Source organism: Streptosporangium sp. NPDC006930 (genome assembly GCF_040635605.1).
Lineage (GTDB): Bacteria > Actinomycetota > Actinomycetes > Streptosporangiales > Streptosporangiaceae > Streptosporangium.
In genome coordinates this window covers 277,284-291,363 of sequence record NZ_JBEYID010000002.1, presented here as the reverse complement: position 1 = coordinate 291,363, position 14,080 = coordinate 277,284, and the positions used below count along the sequence as shown (strand labels likewise).

Below are 14,080 nucleotides of genomic sequence, written 5' to 3'. Positions count from 1 at the left end.
TCTACAACTTGGTCGGCCAACATGCAAGCGGGTAGTCTCGGGGGGAGCGGAAGGACCCGACCATGGCGGAGTTGTCGATCGACGAAGAGCGCGACGTGACCGAAGAGCGAGGCACGGCACCCGAGGCCCTCTCCGGAGGAGGTGACGAGGTCGAGGCGTGCTCCTCGTCCGCCGGTGACTGCGGCGACTACGACAACGACCTCAACTGCCTGATGGCCTACGCCACTCGCGGCCACCGCGTGCTGCTCGCCGACCTCCTCGGGGAGATCGACCTCTACCCGGGCCAGGAGCGTGTGATGGGCGCGCTGTGGGACAACGGCCCACAGTCGCAGAACGCCCTGGCGAGAATCGTCGGCATCGACGTGTCCACCATGACCAAGACCCTGCAGCGCCTGGAGCGCAGCGGTTTCGTCAGTCGCAGGCCCGACCCCGCCAACCGGCGGATCAGCATCGTCGACATCACGCCCAAGGGACACGCGCTCCGCCCGGAGGTGGACCGGGTCCTCGCCGAGGTGCACCGGCGGATGACCGACGGGCTGACGGCCGAGCAGATCGACGAGCTGTCGTCCCTGCTCTCCGTGGTCAGGAACAACCTGTGCCGCGAGGCGAAGGTCGTCGAAGGCGAGGGGAGGCGCCCGGCGGCCGATGCCACGCGCTCCGGCTGACGGCGTCCGTACTTTCCGCGAGGTTCGCCCTCTCCCCGCGAGGCTCGGGTCTCCCTACGGTTTGGGCGGCGAGGGCCGGGTGGGATTTCCGGCGAGGGCCGGGCGGGATTTTTCGCGAAGGTCGAGTGGGACCGGTGAGGGCTGAGCGGGGCCGGTGAGGGCCCGGAGCGGCCCTCGGCGGAGAACCGAGATCAGTCCTTGTCGCCCCTGGTGGGGCGGAGCAACGCCTCGGCCAGGGCGAGCATGGTCTCCTCCAGGGTGCCCAGGCGGCGGGTGAGGTCGGCGTGCGCGGGCTCCACGGTCTCGCTCAGGGCCTCGGAGAGCTCGTCGCGGTCGGGCAGGGCGCGGAGCGTCTCGGCGAGAGGAGAGAGCGCCGCCTCCGCCCTGATGACGCGCTCGTCCAGGGAGTCGAAGCGCTCGCGCTGCTCGGCGGTCTGAACGCCGATGAGCGCGCCGACGCCGAGCACGGCCGGCAGGTCCTCCAGGCGCTCGTCCAGGCTCTCCAGGCGCTCTGCGGACTTCTCCGCACGCCCGTCCAGCGTGGACAGCCGGGAGTCGATGACGTCCATCCGGCAGGTGAGGCGCCCTTCGATGTCGTCGAGGCGCTCGTCGAGGGTGTCGAAGCGGCCACCGGCCGTCATGCGATGGCCGTCCAGCCTGTCGATGCGGCTCTCGACGGCGGCGGCGCGCTCGTCGATCCTCGGCGCGACCAGGTCGACCCTGGCGCCCACCTGCTCGACCCTTCCGCTCACCAGGTCGACCTTGCCGTTCACCTGCTCGACGGCGGCGAGCATCCGGTCGGTGGCCGTGCCGACGGCCTGCTGGACGCTCGCCACCAGGTCGAGCATCCCCGCCTCGACGCGCCCGGTGCGCTGGGAGAGGTCGGCCACGGCCCTGTCGAGGCGGCTGAACCGGTGCGCCGCGATGCCCATGTCGGCCTGGAGCCTGCCCAGGTGCTCGGCCAGTTGCCCCACCTGCTCGTCGAGGCCCTGGGTGCCGTCCGAGATCGCCCGCAGGCGGGTGAGCGCCTCGTCCATGCCCTCGCCCACGGAACCGAGGTCGGTCCACAGGCTCGGCAGCTCGCCCAGGGGGCTGACCCGGTCGCGGACGGTGTCGACGCGGCGGCCGAGGGAGTCGACCCGCTCGCCGACGGCGTCGACGTGGTCGCGTATCGCCTCGACGTGCTGGGCCAGGCCCTCGGCCCAGGAGGGCGGGCGGGCGGCGATGTCGTCCAGCCGGCCGTGGACGGACTCCAGCGTGCCGTTCAGCCCGCCGATCTCGCGCTCCCTGACCTCGCGCAGCACCCACTCCATGCCCTCCAGGCGCCGCCGGATCTCGTCGAGCACGGCCCCCTGGGTGCGCTGCTCGTAGACGTGGTCCTGTGCCGCGCGGGCGAGAAGCTCGCGCATCCGGTCGGAGATGGCGGTCTGGCCGCCTGCCTGGAGCAGGGTGTGGTCGGAGTGATCCACCGAGAGCTCCTTCGCTCGCCGACGCTCAGCCGCGCGGTTGGATTTGATGGGATTTGCTGATGAACGAGAGGGAAACGCAGGCGAGAGAGAACTCCCGCCCGGCAACCTTAGCCCCTGGATCAGGGTTTTCTGGCAGCGAGAATAAAAGAAAGGAATTGCCGGTTGGCTGGAAGAATTGACTATTTTGGCTGGTCAGATGGTGATGATCCGTCGGTCAGTCGGGGGTGCACAGGAAGGCGAACGGCCGGTCACCGATTCGGGTGAGAATGACCACCGCGGATTCCCCGCCGGAAAGTCGGAGGTCTTTCCTGAGGCGGTCGACGTCCACCGCGGAGCCACGCTTCTTGATCGTCACATTGCCGGCGCCGCGCTCGCGGAGAGCCGCCCGCAGCCGCTTGAGCGAGAACGGCAGCGTCTCGTGGACCTCGTACCGCGACGCCCACGGCGTCGGCGTCGCGGTGTCACCGGTGATGTAGGCGATCTGCGGGTCGAGCAGATGCCCGCCGACCGACGCGGCGATCTCCGCGACCAGGTGGGCGCGGATCGCCGCGCCGTCGGGCTCGTAGATGTAGCGCCCGGCGGGGCCGGTGGCGGGATCACCGAGGGCGGGGTCGGGTGTCATCGTGGCCCCCGACGGCAGGATCGTGGCCCTGCGCGCCGTCTCGCCCGCCAGCGCACCGCACCAGATCACGGCCTCCTTGACGTCGCCCCTGTACGAGACCCACTCGGCCTCCGCGCCCTCGGGGACGAACTCGTACGGGATCCCGGGGGCGACCTTCAGGCAGGCCGCCTCGGCTCCGGCCACCATCTCCAGCACGGCGGGCCAGGGCGGTGAGTACCCCATCGGGTCGAAGGTCCGACCCCGCGCGCCGCGGCGCGCGGGGTCGGCGAACAGGACGTCGAAGGCGGCCGGGTCCAGGGTGGAGGCGTCGGCGGCGCGGACCGAGACCCGGTCGCCGAAGCCCAGGGCATCGGCGTTGGCCTGGGCGATCGCGGCGGTGAGCGGGTCGGCGTCGACGGCCTCGACGGAGCACCCGGCCCTGGCCAGGGCGAGGAGGTCGCCGCCGATGCCGCAGCAGACGTCGGCGACCCGCGAGCCGGCGGGGAGGCGCCGCGCCCTGTGGTCGGCGACCTCGCGGCGGGTGGCCTGCTCCAGGCCGGTCCGGGTGAAGTACATGAGATCGGCGTCGGCGCCGAACTTCTCCCGCGCGCGCAGCCTGAGCGTCGCCTGGGTGAGCGCCGCGGAGGTCAGGTCCGCGTCGTAGATCTTCCTTAACCTCGTCACCGCCGTCATCGGGTCGTCGGCGGCGGTCTCGGCCGCGGCGCCCAGGGCCTCCTGGCCGCGCTGGGTGAGGAGTTCCCGGAATGCGTCGAGATTCACATCAGCCGACGCTACCGCCTTGACCGTAGGGCTTCGCCGAAGGGCTTCCACCTGGTTTGACGTTCGCGTGAAGCGGAGAAGGGGTGCTTCGTGTTGACTGTCAAGGCCACCTTGCATACTGTTCCGTATTGGCACTCTCCCGGTGAGAGTGCCAAATACATGCGACGAGGCAGGTCTGACACCCGCGACGGCAGACCGCTGGTCGCCTCTTCTAGATCATTCATATCTGAAGGGGAGGTCCGACGTGACGACCGCCACCAAGGTTCCCGTTAAGCCGCTCGGCGACCGCATTGTGGTCCAGCCGCTTGAGGCCGAGCAGACCACCGCTTCCGGTCTGGTCATCCCGGACACCGCCAAGGAGAAGCCGCAGGAGGGCAAGGTCCTCGCGGTGGGTCCCGGCAACTGGGACGACGAGGGCGAGAAGCGGATTCCGCTCGACGTCAAGGAGGGCGACGTGGTCCTCTACAGCAAGTACGGCGGCACCGAGGTGAAGTACAACGGCGAGGAGTATCTCGTGCTCTCCGCCCGTGACGTGCTCGCCATCATCGAGAAGTAGTTCTCGCTTCACAAAGATGACGTATCGAGCCCCGGGTCGCATGAGCGCCCGGGGCTTTGATGCGCCGACGTACTTATAGAGAGGATTGTCATGCCGAAGACCCTGTCGTTCGAGGAGGACGCGCGCCGAGCTCTCGAGCGCGGCGTGAACGCTCTCGCGGACGCGGTCAAGGTGACGCTGGGCCCGCGCGGCCGCAACGTCGTCATCGACAAGAAGTTCGGTGCGCCCACCATCACCAACGACGGTGTCACCATCGCCCGCGAGGTCGAGCTGGAGACGCCGTACGAGAACCTGGGCGCCCAGCTGGCCAAGGAAGTGGCGACCAAGACCAACGACGTCGCCGGTGACGGCACCACCACCGCGACGGTCCTGGCCCAGGCCATGGTCCGCGAGGGTCTGCGCAACGTGGCCGCCGGAGCGCAGCCGCTCTCCCTCAAGCGCGGCATCGACATCGCGGCCAGGACCGTGAGCGACCGGCTGATCGAGTCGGCCCGCCCGGTCGAGGACAAGAAGGAGATCGCGAATGTGGCGACGATCTCCGCGCAGGACGCCAAGATCGGTGAGCTGATCGCCGAGGCGTTCGACAAGGTGGGCAAGGACGGTGTCATCACCGTCGAAGAGTCCAACAGCATGGGCCTGGAGCTCGAGTTCACCGAGGGTCTCCAGTTCGACAAGGGTTACCTGTCGCCCTACATGGTGACCGACCAGGAGCGCATGGAGGCGATCCTGGAGGACCCCTACATCCTGATCACCCAGGGCAAGATCGCCTCTGTCGCGGACTTCCTGCCGCTGCTCGAGAAGATCGCGCAGACGAAGAAGGCCCTGCTGGTCATCGCCGAGGACGTCGAGGGCGAGGCCCTCGCGGTTCTCGTCACGAACAAGATCCGTGGCACCTTCACCTCCGTCGCCGTCAAGGCGCCGGGCTTCGGCGACCGCCGCAAGGCCATGCTGCAGGACATCGCCATCCTCACCGGTGGTCAGGTCGTCAGCGAGGAGATCGGCCTCAAGCTGGAGCACGTCGGCCTGGAGGTGCTGGGCACCGCCCGGCGCGTCGTCATCACCAAGGACTCCACCACCGTCGTCGACGGTGCCGGTGAGGCCGCGGCGATCGCCGACCGCGTCAAGGAGATCAAGCTCGCCATCGAGCAGTCTGACTCCGACTGGGACCGCGAGAAGCTCCAGGAGCGCCTCGCCAAGCTCTCCGGCGGCGTCTGCGTGCTCAAGGTCGGCGCGGCCACCGAGGTGGAGCTGAAGGAGAAGAAGCACCGCCTGGAGGACGCCATCTCGGCGACGCGTGCGGCGATCGAGGAGGGCATCGTCTCCGGCGGTGGCTCCGCGCTCATCCACGTCTCCAAGGTCCTCGACGACCTGGGCCTGACCGGTGACGAGGCGACCGGTGTCTCCATCGTCCGCAAGGCTCTCGTCGAGCCGGCCCGCTGGATCGCGGAGAACGCCGGCCTTGAGGGCTACGTCGTGACGGCGAAGGTCACCGAGCTGTCCGTCGGCCAGGGCTTCAACGCCGCCACCGGCGAGTACGGCGACCTGATCGCCCAGGGCGTCATCGACCCGGTCAAGGTCACCCGCTCGGCCGTCCAGAACGCCGCCTCCATCGCCGGCATGCTGCTGACGACCGAGGCCCTCGTGGTGGACAAGCCCGAGGAGGAGGCTCCGGCCGCCGGCCAGGGGCACGGCCACGGTCACGGTCACTGATTCCTCAGCGGTTCCGCACGGCTCGCGTCTCGAAGGAGGCGCGAGCCGTTCGCGTTTCGCGGTAAACCGAAAACGATCTCAAGCGTCATGTCGGGCGGAAGACCAAACGCGGTTCTAGCGAATAGACGACATATTTGGCAATCGAATGAAATATTTGCACATTCTGTAGTCGTTGCCGTCACCGTTTGATTACGCCCCGTTACTCCGCCTCAATGTGACCAATCCGTAGCCGTTTGCGATGACGATAGTCACTATCAGGGCGGGCATCATGCCTAACGTGACCGAGGGATGCGTCGCCGACGCCAAAAATGGGGTGAGGCTTGCGACGAGGTCTGATGGGGTCGCCCACAGGGATGATCTCAAGGATCTGACAAGCCTCGCCGTTCAGGGGGATCGCACCGCGATCGAATCTCTGATCGCGCAACTGCGGCCGATGGTCGTCCGATATTGCCGTGGTCGTCTGGGCCGGGTTTCCGGCCAGTATCACATCGCGGACGACGTGGCCCAGGAAGTATGCATAGCGGTGCTGTCCGCGCTGCCCCGATACCGTGACATGGGACGCCCGTTCGCGTCCTTCGTCTTCGGTATCGCGTCTCACAAGGTGGCCGACGCGCTGCGCAGCTCCGTGCGATCCGCCGTGCCCACCCAGGACCTTCCGGACGGGCCCGACGAGGGGCCGGGGCCCGAGGAGACGGTGGTGCGTTACATCGAGGCCGAACACGCCCGCCGTCTGCTGTCCAGGCTGCCCGACAACCAACGCGAGCTGCTCATGCTTCGAGTGGTGTCGGGTCTTTCCGCCGAGGAGACCGGTAATGTACTCGGCATGTCACCAGGTGCGGTTCGTGTGGCCCAGCACAGGGCGCTCGCCCGGTTGCGAGCGATGGCGGAGCTGGAGTCGATAGCTTGACCGCGGAGCCGTCGAAGAGGGGGCGCGAGCGGAAGCCCGAGCCGCGGGACGGGGATCGCGACGACCCGGAGCGAGAACGATCATGACAACGGTTCACCCGCGCCGTCCGGTTCGTAGATACGGGCCGGACGAGGACCCGGCGGTAGCCGAGACCGACGAGCTCGTGGAAGCGCTCTCGGGCAGGACGTCCGTCTCCACCTCGGACGTCGCGGTCGCGCTGCTGGCGGCCCTGATCGACGACGTGGATCAGCGGTGTTCTTCGGTGTCGATCACGCCGTCCACGTAACCACGGGCGTATTCCCAGCTCACGTAGTCGGTGGGGTTGGGCTGGTAGGCGGGCTCGTGCACCTGGGGCTGGCCGTTCTCGATCATCTGGCGCAGGTTGCCGCGCAGCAGCTCCCAGTCGAAGTAGTGCTGCTCTCCGCATTCGGGACAATCGAGCACCAGGCCGAGCACGCCCTGAGGCTCCAGCAGCGAACGGAAGACCTCCACGTCGGCGAGGTCGGTCATGGCCTCGTCGCGCTCGTCCGTCGTCAGGGGCTCGGGATCGTCGACATCGCCCAGCGCCGCCGCCGGGTCGTCGGGGTCATCCGCGAATGGGTCGCGAGGGACATCGTCGAGCACGATCCCACCTTATGGCCTGGATGTGACAGACGGGTTCCGAACTGTATGAGTAGGACGCTTCAGGACAGTGCGGGCAACTTGGAGACGCCGAAGGCCCCGGCGGTAGGGGCGAAGGTCCAGGCGGCAGGGGGGACCCCGGGGGAGCCCGAGTGCGGCAGCCGTGCCGGAAGGCCCAGGTGAGCTCGGGTGAGCCTAGGTGAGCCAGCCGCGCCGGGAGGCCTCCACCCCCGCCTGGAACCGCGACTGCGCCCCCAGTTCGGCCATGGCGTCGGCGAACCTGGCACGCACCGTGCGGACCGAGACGCCCAGCTGCCGGGCGATCATCTCGTCGGTGACGCCCTGGCCGGCCAGTCGCAGCACCCGGACCACCCCGTCGTCGCGGTGGGTCCAGGGCAGGCGGGCGGCACGGGCCCACAGCTCCTCGAAGAGCGAGCGCAGCGCGGCCACCACGACGGGAGCCCTCACCAGGTGGAAGTTGTAGGCGTTCTCGGGCAGCGTGCCACCCCACTGGGCGGGCATGCCCGCGGCGTCGTCCCCCGCGATGAGAAACCAGCTCGGCACCGTGTCGAGGGTGCGCACCTCGGCTCCCGCCTGCTCGAACTGGTCCAGCTTGTCGCGCAGGCCGGGGATCTCCAGGGTGTGGACCGGGATGGTGACCCGGCAGGAGAGCAGGCCGTCGCGCTGGGCCGCGATCCACTGGTCGGCGTAGCGGTGTGCGAAGTCGCTCATCGTCCGCCTGTCGGGGATGCCCGACATCAGCTTCAGCGGCGGAGCCTGGACCGCCATGCCGATCACGCTCTCGTAGAGCTCGTCCGCCCCTCCGACCAGGTCCACGGAGAACTGGCCGGTCTGGTAGTCGCGCCCGGCGTCGTACTGGTGGATGAAGCCGCGGATCGAGCCGAGCACGGTGTCGATCCTGCGGCTCTCGGCGGCGAGCCGGTCCAGCCTCTCCGCGACCAGGTGGCCGAGGGCCGCGGCCGGGTGGCGGGCGAGGTACTCACCCCCCTGCTCGTCGACGACTCCCAGCCGTACCAGGGTGGCCAGCTCACGGCCGATCGGCTCGGGCGAGCCGTTGGTGGCCTGGGCGAGTTCGGCGCAGGTGGCGCGGTGCAGGCGCAGGACCGCGTTGTAGAGGGTCGTCTGGGCCGGGGTGAGCCCCAGGGTTTCCAGCGGATCGGGCAGTGCGGGGGTGTCTGTGCGCATCGGTGAGGGACTCCTGCAGGTACACGAGGTCTGGCGAGGATAACCCGGCGAATCATCCCTGTCCGGGCGTTGCTTCTACTCGCATGCCCTCGTGTGCAGCTTCGTGCAATTGCACGTTTGGACATTGCGAGACGAACGCATCGTGACTCACCCTTGACGCAGCGTCGACAAAGGCGCGGATCACATCACCATCCGGATATGGAGGGGGGCCGGTGGTGTCAAGGCGTCCCCGCGCCGACGCCGGTGATCCGAGGGACCGAGCGGATCACCGACCGCTCGGTCCCTCGCTTTCCCTTTCCTTCCCGTTTTGCCCGGGGGGCCCGTCTTTCCCCCGGGCCCCCCGGCCCCCTCTTCTCTCCGCGGTTCACCTGTCTCGCCTTTTTCCCCCGGGTCCACCGGGTTTGGCGCCAGACTCTAAACTGTGACCCGGGGGTCGGCGCCTTTCCCCGTCATGAGAGCGCCGCGGCAGGAGGATTGCAGATGGCCAAGTTCACCGAGCCGGGGTTCACGTTCGACGACGTGCTCCTCGTTCCCGCGTATTCGGACCTGCAGCCGGGGCAGGCCGATACCACCACGCGGCTGTCTCGGGGCATCACCCTGCGGATCCCACTGGTCTCGGCGGCGATGGACACGGTGACCGAGGCCCGCATGGCGGTGGCGATGGCACGCCAGGGCGGCATCGGCGTCCTGCACCGCAACCTGTCGATCGAGGACCAGGCCCAGCAGGCCGACCTCGTCAAGCGCTCGGAGGCCGGGATGGTCACCAACCCGGTCACCTGCTCCCCGGACGAGACGCTGGCCGACGTCGAACGCCTGTGCGCGACGTACCGGATCTCCGGCGTCCCGGTGACCGACGAGAGCGGTGTGCTCGTCGGCATCGTCACCAACCGTGACATGCGCTTCGAGACCGACGAGAACCGTCCGGTGCGCGAGGTCATGACCCCGATGCCGCTGGTCACCGCGCCGGTCGGGGTCTCCACCGACGACGCGTTCGACCTGCTCAGGCAGAACAAGATCGAGAAGCTCCCGCTGGTCGACGCCGGAGGGCGGCTGCGCGGGCTCATCACCGTCAAGGACTTCACCAAGAGCGAGCAGTATCCCCTCGCCACCAAGGACGCCGACGGCCGGCTCGTCGTGGGGGCGGCCGTCGGCGTCGGGGGCGACGCCGAGAAGCGGGCGATGGCGCTGATCGAGGCCGGGGTCGACGTGATCGTGGTGGACGTCGCGCACGGTCACTCCAAGGGCCTCGCCGACATGATCGCCAAGATCAAGTCCAACAGCCGGGTCGACGTGATCGGTGGCAACATCGCCACCCGCGCGGGCGCCCAGATGCTCGTCGACGCCGGGGTCGACGCGGTCAAGGTCGGCGTCGGGCCGGGCTCCATCTGCACCACCCGAGTGGTCGCCGGTGTCGGCGCCCCACAGGTGACGGCGATCCACGAGGCCTCGCTGGCCGCGGGCCCCGCCGGGGTCCCGGTGATCGGCGACGGCGGCCTGCAGTACTCGGGCGACATCGTCAAGGCCATCGCGGCCGGGGCCGACACGGTCATGCTCGGCTCCCTCCTGGCGGGCTGTGAGGAGTCCCCGGGTGAGCTGATCTTCATCAACGGCAAGCAGTTCAAGTCGTACCGGGGGATGGGGTCGCTCGGCGCGGTCCGCAACCGCGAGCGCGGCGGCGCCTCCTTCAGCAAGGACCGCTACGCCCAGGGCGACGTCGGCCACGAGGACAAGTTCATCCCCGAGGGGATCGAGGGGCAGGTCCCCTATCGCGGCCCGGTCGCCGCGGTGGCCCACCAGCTCATCGGGGGCCTGCGCCAGGGCATGTGGTACTCCGGGTGCCGTACGGTCGCCGAGATGCACGAGCGGTGCGAGCTGATGCCGATCACGGCGGCGGGCCTCAAGGAGAGCCACCCGCACGACATCCAGATGACGGTCGAGGCTCCCAACTACCACGGTCGCTAGGGCGGCGCGCGCCGCTCACGCGGGAGAACGTGGCGTGCGCCCCGCACGCACGAGACGCCGCGCGTACGGCCGTACCGCAGGGAACCGGCGTGCGGGGCGCACGCATGGAACACGGCGTGCGCTGTGCGCGCACGAAACGGGAAAGATAGGCATATGACTCAGGTAGAGATCGGCCGCGGCAAGAACGGCCGTCGTGCCTACGCGCTCGACGAGATCGGCATCGTTCCCTCCCGTCGCACCCGCGACCCGGAGGAGGTCTCGATCGCCTGGCAGATCGACGCCTACCGCTTCGAGCTGCCCGTCGTGGTGAGCCCGATGGACAGCGTGGTCTCACCGAAGACCGCCATCGAGGTCGGCAGGCTCGGCGGTCTCGCCGTGCTCGACCTCGAAGGGCTGTGGACCAGGTACGACGACCCGATGCCCCTGCTGGAAGAGGTGGCAGAGCTCAAGGGTGCGCCCGCCACGAAGCGGCTGCAGGAGATCTACGACGCGCCGATCAAGGAGGAGCTGATCGGCCGCCGCATCGAGGAGATCCGCGCCGCCGGGGTGGCGACGGCCGTCCGGCTGTCCCCGCAGCGCACGGTCCAGTACCACAAGGCCGTCATCGACGCGGGCGTGGACATCTTCGTGATCCGCGGCACCACGGTCTCGGCCGAGCACGTCTCCGGCAGGGCCGAGCCGCTCAACCTCAAGCAGTTCATCTACGAACTCGACGTGCCCGTCGTCGTCGGAGGGTGCGCCACCTACACCGCGGCGCTGCACCTGATGCGGACCGGCGCGGCCGGGGTGCTCGTCGGCTTCGGCGGCGGCGCCTCGCACACCACCCGCACGGTGCTGGGCGTGGTGGTGCCGATGGCCACCGCGATCTCCGACGTCGCCGCCGCCCGCCGCGACTACATGGACGAGTCCGGTGGCCGTTACGTCCACGTCATCGCAGACGGCGGCATGGGCACCTCCGGCGACATCGCCAAGGCGATCGCCGTGGGCGCGGACGCGGTCATGGTCGGCTCGCCGCTGGCGAGGGCCGTCGAGGCTCCCGGCCGGGGCTTCCACTGGGGGTCCGAGGCGCAGCACCCCGAGCTGCCCAGGGGCAAGCGGGTCGAGTTCGGCACGGTCGGCACGCTGGAGCAGATCCTGCACGGCCCCTCCTCGGTCGCCGACGGCTCGATGAACCTGATGGGCGCGCTCAGGCGCACGATGGCCACCGCCGGATACTCCGACCTCAAGGAGTTCCAGCGGGTCGAGGTCGTCGTCGCTCCGCAGGGCTGACCTTCTCGCGAGGGCGGGGCCGGACCGCACGCCGGCTCCCGTGAGGTCGATCCTCGTGGCGGCACCGCAGGTCGGATGGCTCTCGTGGCCGCACCGCGGGCCGGTCGAGGTCTCGTGCGCCGACACCCGGTCCGGTGGGCCGGGTGTCCGCCGCCCTCGCGCCGGTGATGACCGAAGTGACGTGCGGACAGAAGTCTGTGAGCATCCATACGTGCCAAATGATCAAGAACTCCGGGTCGCCCTCAAGGAGGGGCCTTTCCACGTCGCTCTGCGCGCCGCGGTGGAGGCTCGGGGGATGCCCCTGAGCGGGCTCCGCCGGCATCTCGTGGAACGCGGTCTCCGGGTCGGGATGACGAGCCTGAGTTACTGGCAGCAGGGCCTGCGCCGTCCCGAGCGTCCCGAGTCGCTGCGCGCGGTGCGCGCCCTGGAGGAGATCCTCGTCCTGCCGCCGCGTTCTCTCATGGCCCTTCTCGGCCCGCCCCGGCCGCGCGGGCGGGACGCGGGGAAGCTGCCGGTGGGAGCTCTGTCCTACTCCGCGATCATGGAATCCTCCCGCACGCTGTCGGCGATGATCCACGACCTGGACGGGGTGGCCGACGACCGGCGCCTGCACATCGCCGGAATGTACGAGACGCTGTGGATCGGCGCCGACCGCAGCATCGTGCGGCGCGAGACGCTCCAGGTGGTGCGGGCACAGGAGGAGGCCGACCGCTACATCATGGTCTACCGGGGCGACCTGGGATGCGACGTGGAGCGTGTGCGCGTACGGGCGCTGGAGGACTGCCGGGTCGGCCGGGTACGCCGTGACGGGCCGAGCGCCCTGGTCGTGGCGGAACTGCTGTTCGACCAGGTGTTGCGGACCGGCGAGACACAGGTCATCCGCTACGAGCTGGCCGACCCGAGCGGGGTGGAGACCGTCGAGTACGAGCGGGGCTTCCGGTATCCGGCCGGGCATTACGTGCTCCGGGTGGGTTTCGCGCGGCAAGCCCTCCCGGTGCGGGTCCGGCGGTTCGCCCGGCACGGCGCCGGCGCCGTGGAGCGTGATCTCGGTGAGCTCTCCCTCAACGCCCACAACGCCGTGCACCTGGTGGCCGGGTCGCTGGAACCCGGCCTGCTCGGCATTCGCTGGGACTGGTCCTGATCGGGTCGCGGGTGCCGGACGCCTGCCCGCGGACGGTGATCCGGTGGGTCAGCGGGGCTCGGTGATCCAGGTGCCCCCGCGCATGACGCCGGAGACCTCCAGGTCGTCGGTGAGCACCACCAGGTCGGCCCGCTTGCCGACCGAGATGGATCCCAGATGGTCGGCGAGTCCCAGAACCCTCGCGGGGGTGAGGGAGGCGATCTCGGACGCCTCGGCCGGCGACAGGCCAACCTCGCGCACGGCGCGGCGGAACGCGACGTCCATGGTGAGGGTGCTGCCCGCGATGGTGCCGCTCTCGGCGAGCCTGGCCTCACCGTTCACCACGTTCACCGTCATCGGGCCGAGCTCGTAGACGCCGTCGCCCATGCCCGCCGCCGCCATGGCATCGGTGATCAGCGCGGTCCTGCCGGGCCCCGCGACCTCGAAGGCGAGGCGCGTCATGGCCGGGTGCAGGTGCACGCCGTCGTTGATCAGCTCCACCGTGACGCGCTCGTCCTGGAGCAGCGCGGCGATCGGCCCGGGATCGCGGTGGTGCAGCGGCGGCATCGCGTTGTAGAGGTGGGTCGCGACGCTGCCGCCCGCCTCGATGCCCGAGATCGTCTGCTCGTAGGTGGCGTCGCTGTGGCCGAGGGCCGCGATCACCCCGTTGGCCACCGCCTCCCGTACGGTCTCCAGCGCGCCGGGCAGTTCGGCGGCGATGGTGATCATCCGCACGTGGCCGCGTCCGGCCTTGAGCAATCCGGTGAGCTCCCCCGGTGAGGGGTCGCGCAGCAGGGCCGGGTTGTGCGCACCGCAGCGGGCGGTGGAGATGTAGGGGCCCTCGAAGTGGATACCGGCGAGCAGGCCGTCCTCGCACAGGTCGGCGAGGGAGGCGGCGGCCCTGGCCAGATCGTCCGTGGAGGCGGTGACCAGGCTGGCCATGAGCGTGGTGGTGCCGTGACGGGCGTGCAGGTCGACGGCGAGGCTCGCCTGGTCAGGGTCCCCGGTGGGGAAGGAGCCGCCCGCCCCGCCGTGGTTGTGGATGTCGACGAAACCGGGCACGACGTACCGGCCGCCGAGACCGAGCCCGGCGCCGGGGGCCGAGCCCTGGCCCACGTGGGTGATGCGGCCGTCTTCGATGGTGAGCCAGCCTTCGTGGACACCTTCGGGGGTCACGACGCGGGCGTCGGCGAGTGTGATGCTCATGCTGCCCA

General features: G+C 69.7%; 13 protein-coding genes. 8 read left to right on the top strand and 5 right to left on the bottom strand.

Features of this window, described 5'->3' with window-relative positions; all coding sequences use genetic code 11:
• Positions 1-62: 62 nt before the first annotated feature.
• Positions 63-665 (top strand): MarR family transcriptional regulator, encoded by a 603-nt coding sequence (locus ABZ664_RS04560; protein WP_362502916.1) that lies wholly within the window; start codon positions 63-65, stop codon positions 663-665.
• 191 nt (positions 666-856) lie between these two features.
• Here the strand turns inward: ABZ664_RS04560 and ABZ664_RS04555 are convergent, their stop codons facing one another.
• Both ABZ664_RS04555 and ABZ664_RS04550 read right to left on the bottom strand, forming a co-directional pair.
• Positions 857-2,134: a hypothetical protein gene (locus tag ABZ664_RS04555; RefSeq protein ID WP_362502913.1), complete on the bottom strand. Its 1,278-nt coding sequence runs from the start codon at positions 2,132-2,134 to the stop codon at positions 857-859.
• Between the two features lie 214 nt (positions 2,135-2,348).
• Positions 2,349-3,515 (bottom strand): class I SAM-dependent methyltransferase, encoded by a 1,167-nt coding sequence (locus ABZ664_RS04550; RefSeq protein WP_362502911.1) that lies wholly within the window; start codon positions 3,513-3,515, stop codon positions 2,349-2,351.
• A gap of 244 nt (positions 3,516-3,759) precedes the next feature.
• On the opposite strand from ABZ664_RS04550, the gene groES reads away from it, so the two are divergent.
• The 4 genes from groES to ABZ664_RS04530 all read left to right on the top strand — a co-directional run bounded on the left by groES (position 3,760) and on the right by ABZ664_RS04530 (position 6,974).
• A complete protein-coding gene (groES, locus tag ABZ664_RS04545) occupies positions 3,760-4,071 on the top strand; it encodes a co-chaperone GroES (RefSeq protein WP_030912806.1) in 312 nt (103 codons plus the stop codon).
• Positions 4,072-4,161: 90 nt separating this feature from the next.
• Complete coding sequence (gene groL / locus ABZ664_RS04540; RefSeq protein WP_350943337.1) at positions 4,162-5,781, top strand: chaperonin GroEL; 1,620 nt, start codon at positions 4,162-4,164, stop codon at positions 5,779-5,781.
• A gap of 238 nt (positions 5,782-6,019) precedes the next feature.
• Complete coding sequence (locus ABZ664_RS04535) at positions 6,020-6,688, top strand: sigma-70 family RNA polymerase sigma factor (RefSeq protein ID WP_362502907.1); 669 nt, start codon at positions 6,020-6,022, stop codon at positions 6,686-6,688.
• Positions 6,689-6,770: 82 nt separating this feature from the next.
• Positions 6,771-6,974 carry a hypothetical protein gene (locus ABZ664_RS04530; protein ID WP_362502904.1) on the top strand — a complete coding sequence of 68 codons (204 nt, stop codon included), beginning with the start codon at positions 6,771-6,773 and terminating at the stop codon, positions 6,972-6,974.
• Here the strand turns inward: ABZ664_RS04530 and ABZ664_RS04525 are convergent.
• Positions 6,935-7,312: a DUF5319 family protein gene (locus tag ABZ664_RS04525; RefSeq protein WP_362502901.1), complete on the bottom strand. Its 378-nt coding sequence runs from the start codon at positions 7,310-7,312 to the stop codon at positions 6,935-6,937. The genes ABZ664_RS04530 and ABZ664_RS04525 overlap by 40 nt on opposite strands.
• Positions 7,313-7,504: 192 nt before the next feature.
• Positions 7,505-8,515, bottom strand: a complete 1,011-nt coding sequence (locus ABZ664_RS04520; protein ID WP_362502898.1) for a helix-turn-helix transcriptional regulator — start codon at positions 8,513-8,515, stop codon at positions 7,505-7,507.
• Between the two features lie 480 nt (positions 8,516-8,995).
• On the opposite strand from ABZ664_RS04520, the gene guaB reads away from it, so the two are divergent.
• The 3 genes from guaB (at position 8,996) to ABZ664_RS04505 (ending at position 12,887) form a co-directional block, all read left to right on the top strand.
• Positions 8,996-10,477 (top strand): IMP dehydrogenase, encoded by a 1,482-nt coding sequence (guaB, locus tag ABZ664_RS04515; RefSeq protein ID WP_362502895.1) that lies wholly within the window; start codon positions 8,996-8,998, stop codon positions 10,475-10,477.
• Positions 10,478-10,630: 153 nt separating this feature from the next.
• The gene (locus tag ABZ664_RS04510) at positions 10,631-11,746 is read left to right on the top strand and encodes a GuaB3 family IMP dehydrogenase-related protein (RefSeq protein WP_362502892.1); all 1,116 of its coding nucleotides are present in this window, start codon (positions 10,631-10,633) and stop codon (positions 11,744-11,746) included.
• Between the two features lie 211 nt (positions 11,747-11,957).
• Positions 11,958-12,887: a hypothetical protein gene (locus ABZ664_RS04505; protein WP_362502889.1), complete on the top strand. Its 930-nt coding sequence runs from the start codon at positions 11,958-11,960 to the stop codon at positions 12,885-12,887.
• A gap of 48 nt (positions 12,888-12,935) precedes the next feature.
• On the opposite strand, the gene nagA is transcribed toward ABZ664_RS04505, so the two are convergent.
• The gene (gene nagA, locus ABZ664_RS04500) at positions 12,936-14,072 is read right to left on the bottom strand and encodes an N-acetylglucosamine-6-phosphate deacetylase (RefSeq protein WP_362502886.1); all 1,137 of its coding nucleotides are present in this window, start codon (positions 14,070-14,072) and stop codon (positions 12,936-12,938) included.
• Between the last annotated feature and the right edge of the window lie 8 nt (positions 14,073-14,080).

Excerpts from the sequence above, each read along its gene's own strand:
- ABZ664_RS04560 (WP_362502916.1), top strand. The coding sequence starts at position 63 with ATGGCGGAGTTGTCGATCGACGAAGAGCGCGACGTGACCGAAGAGCGA.
- groL (WP_350943337.1), top strand. The coding sequence starts at position 4,162 with ATGCCGAAGACCCTGTCGTTCGAGGAGGACGCGCGCCGAGCTCTCGAG.
- ABZ664_RS04535 (WP_362502907.1), top strand. The coding sequence starts at position 6,020 with ATGACGATAGTCACTATCAGGGCGGGCATCATGCCTAACGTGACCGAG.
- ABZ664_RS04530 (WP_362502904.1), top strand. The coding sequence starts at position 6,771 with ATGACAACGGTTCACCCGCGCCGTCCGGTTCGTAGATACGGGCCGGAC.
- ABZ664_RS04520 (WP_362502898.1), bottom strand. The coding sequence starts at position 8,515 with ATGCGCACAGACACCCCCGCACTGCCCGATCCGCTGGAAACCCTGGGG.
- guaB (WP_362502895.1), top strand. The coding sequence starts at position 8,996 with ATGGCCAAGTTCACCGAGCCGGGGTTCACGTTCGACGACGTGCTCCTC.
- ABZ664_RS04510 (WP_362502892.1), top strand. The coding sequence starts at position 10,631 with ATGACTCAGGTAGAGATCGGCCGCGGCAAGAACGGCCGTCGTGCCTAC.
- nagA (WP_362502886.1), bottom strand. The coding sequence starts at position 14,072 with ATGAGCATCACACTCGCCGACGCCCGCGTCGTGACCCCCGAAGGTGTC.